The following is a 3,111-nucleotide window of genomic DNA, read 5'->3' as shown; positions in this document are numbered from 1 at the left end:
CCCACAGCCCCCCCGCTCTAACCCGCCCGGCTCCCCCCCCCCGGGGCGTCTCCAGGCTGCCGCGGGCTGATCGCGGGGGGGGGGGGGGGACGTGCCGTGTGGCGCATCCCACCCCGCTTTCCGTACCGGTCGACGGGACGGTTCCTTAACCTCGGTGAGGTTCCCGCCAACCTCTGTGAGCCCCTTCCCCGTGACCGTCACCCGCCCCTCCCGGGCCCTGCCGCTGCTGGTCACCCTGGCCCTCGCCCTCATCGGGGTGCTGCTCATCTCGCGCATGCCGACCGCGAGCGCGGCCCCCGCGTCCGCCGGCACCGCACGGTTCGCCGCGCTCGCCGGTGACGTGCGCGCCGCCGACGGGCACCGCTACGACGCCCGGGACGACACCGGCCGCACCATGGACGCCGCCCAGATCACCCAGCGCTCCGACGGCGGCTATCTGGCCGTCTACCACACGCTTCTGGACGACGGCCGCTTCCACGCCGCCGTCGCCACCTCCAGCGATCTGCGGCACTGGCAGCGCCGCCACGACTTCGGCCCCGGCACCCATCAGGCGTCCCTCGCCGACGACGGGCGCGGTGGATATGTCCTCGCGTACGAGAAGGACCCGAAGAACCACATCGCGGTGCGCGCATACGCAGACGAGGACGCGCTGCTCGACGGGCGCGCGGCACGGGCCTACGACGCGCCGCGCACCCTCTCGCGGTGCGCGGAGGGCACGCCCGACATCACCGCCGTACACGGCGACACCATCCACCTCACCGGGCACTACCGCGCCGGCTGCGACACCGACCGCCAGCTGCGCGCCACGCTAACCGGCTTCCGGCACTGGCACGCGGAGCCGGACCGGCGGCTCGACCGGGCCCTGCAGACCTGGGGCAACAGCGGGAACCTCGGCGACCGGGCGCCCGTCGAGCTCGACGGGCGGCGGGTGCTCCTCGTGGAGGGGCAGCGTTGGCGCGGCGACTTCGGGAGCTGGCGGACCTATGCCTACGACCCCGCGAGCGGCACCGCGGACCGCCTCGACATCCGGACCCACGGCGGCAGCACCGCCTTCGCCAACCCTTCGGTGACGCTCCTGACCGATCCTCAAGGCAGACCTGCTTTGCTGGTCAGCCTCTTCATTCCGGGGGAAGGGGCGGCTCCCGGAGAGGCGGGGCAGCTTATCTACTGGCGCAAGCTGTAGGCGTCGGTCCTCGCAACGGGGCAAAACCGTTTGGCGAACATGCGTAGGGTGCAGAAAACCCAACAGGGTTGAGAGTGGACCGACGCGCAGAAGGGAGCCGAGGCGATGGACGAGCAGAAGGAAACCCTCCGAGTGGGCTCGGCCGTGCGGCGCCGCCGCCGGCAACTGCAGCTCACCCTCGCCGTGGTGGCCGAGCGCAGCGGTCTCTCGGTGCCTTTCCTGAGCCAGGTCGAGAACGAACGGGCGCGGCCCAGCAGGCGTTCCCTGCAACGTGTTGCCGACGCCCTCCTTACCACCGACGTCGAACTGCTCGCCGCCGCCGACCCCGCCTGCACGGTCGACCTGGTGCGCGCCGACGAGGGCGACCGGGAGGGCTCGACGCCCGACGCCCGCGTCCGCAATCTGGTGCGCGGTCACCATCAGCTGCACGCGATCGAGTTCTCCGGCGACCATGACGAGGGGCGCGAATTCCAGCACCGCAACGACGAGTTGATGTACGTCGTGGGCGGCGCCGTCGAGGTCGAGGCGGAGGGCAGGGCACACCGGCTCGGCCGCGGCGACAGCCTGTATCTGACCGGCGGTGTGCGCCACCGCTGGCGGGCGACCGTGCCCGACAGCCAGATCCTCGTCGTGGCCGTCGCCGACCACATCGAGGCGACGGACGACGCCCGCCGCTGAGGGAGGCCCTGCCATGCCCGGTACCCGGGTCGTCTCTCTCGTCCCGTCCCTGACCGAGGCGGTCGCCGTCACCCTGCCGGGCGCGCTGGTGGGGGCCACGGAGTGGTGCAGCCATCCGGCGGAGTTGGACGTGGTCCGCGTCGGCGGCACCAAGAACCCCGACGTACGCGGCATCGTCGCGCTCGCCCCGGACCTGGTGATCGCCAACGAGGAGGAGAACCGCGCCCCCGACCTCGCGGAGCTGCGGGCGGCGGGGATCGAGGTGCTCGTGACGGAGGTACGCGATCTGCCGGGTGCCTTCCGCGAGTTGGCCCGGGTGCTCGCCGCGTGCGGGTCGGGGCGGCCGCGGTGGCTTGACGAGGCGGAAGAGGCGTGGGCGCGGCTCCCGGCGCCGGAGGTCAGGCTGCGGGCGGTGATCCCGATCTGGCGGCGCCCCTGGATGGTCCTGGGCCGCGACACGTTCGCCGGCGACCTGCTGCGGCGCCTGGGCGTCGACAACGCGTACGCGACGCACACCGAGCGCTATCCGCGCATCCCGCTGGAGGAGCTGCGGGCCGCGGCACGCGACCTGGTGGTCCTGCCCGACGAGCCGTACCGCTTCACGCGCGAAGACGGCCCCGAGTCGTTCCCCGTCCCCGCGGCGCTGGTCAGCGGCCGCCATCTGACCTGGTACGGACCGTCGTTGGGGGAGGCGCCGGGCGTGCTCGGCGAGGCGCTGCGAGCAGTCGATCCGTGACTTGCTCGTGCGCCAACGCTGCTTTCGGCTTGGCCAGTTCAGGCCCCGCGTCCCTGGCGGGCATCGTCCACCGGTATGCCTGACCTTCCGCCTTCGTGCGGATGCTTGTCGGGGCGAGTGGTCTGCAGGCCCGATGTCAAGGAACTGCGGGCCGACACGGCGCCCCGCCACCCGAATGGATCTCCACTCGTTGCGGCGAACGGTATGCCCGGCAATCGTGAGGAGCAGATCAACCGCACTCTCAATGGAGGCAAAATGCGTATCCGTCTTTCTGTCACCGCTCTCGGCCTGGCCGCACTCGCCCTGCTGGGCTCGGCGGCCAGCGCCACGGCGGCGGCCGCCGCGCCCGCAGTCAGCCAGAGCAAGCAGGCACCGATCGGTGATGACAACACTCACGGGGCCGCGGACTTCTCGGTCGGCGACATGAACGACAACCACGCCCTGTGGCGGGGCGAGGCGCGCCACCCATTCCGTCGGCTCGTCGGTGAGCGCGTCGAGCACCGCTGACGAGCAG

Annotated in this window: 4 protein-coding genes; all 4 read left to right on the top strand. The window is 72.3% G+C overall.

All coding sequences use genetic code 11. The annotated features are described in order from the left end of the window. The first annotated feature begins 190 nt into the window (after positions 1 to 190). The 4 genes from ACFWY6_RS44895 (at position 191) to ACFWY6_RS44880 (ending at position 3,104) form a co-directional block, all read left to right on the top strand. Positions 191 to 1,183 carry a hypothetical protein gene (locus ACFWY6_RS44895; protein ID WP_384703556.1) on the top strand — a complete coding sequence of 331 codons (993 nt, stop codon included), beginning with the start codon at positions 191 to 193 and terminating at the stop codon, positions 1,181 to 1,183. A 105-nt stretch (positions 1,184 to 1,288) separates the two neighbouring features. Then, positions 1,289 to 1,861, top strand: coding sequence for an XRE family transcriptional regulator (locus ACFWY6_RS44890; RefSeq protein ID WP_361824847.1), 573 nt, complete (start codon positions 1,289 to 1,291; stop codon positions 1,859 to 1,861). Between the two features lie 13 nt (positions 1,862 to 1,874). Then, complete coding sequence (locus ACFWY6_RS44885; protein WP_384703553.1) at positions 1,875 to 2,597, top strand: helical backbone metal receptor; 723 nt, start codon at positions 1,875 to 1,877, stop codon at positions 2,595 to 2,597. Between the two features lie 255 nt (positions 2,598 to 2,852). Then, entirely contained in the window at positions 2,853 to 3,104 is a 252-nt protein-coding gene (locus ACFWY6_RS44880; RefSeq protein WP_384703550.1) for a hypothetical protein, read from the top strand. The last annotated feature ends 7 nt before the right edge of the window (positions 3,105 to 3,111 follow it).

This window comes from Streptomyces sp. NPDC059037 (genome assembly GCF_042740015.1).
In the GTDB taxonomy this organism is placed as follows: domain Bacteria; phylum Actinomycetota; class Actinomycetes; order Streptomycetales; family Streptomycetaceae; genus Streptomyces.
Note: the sequence above shows the minus strand (reverse complement) of the source record. Positions and strands in the feature narration are given on the sequence as shown.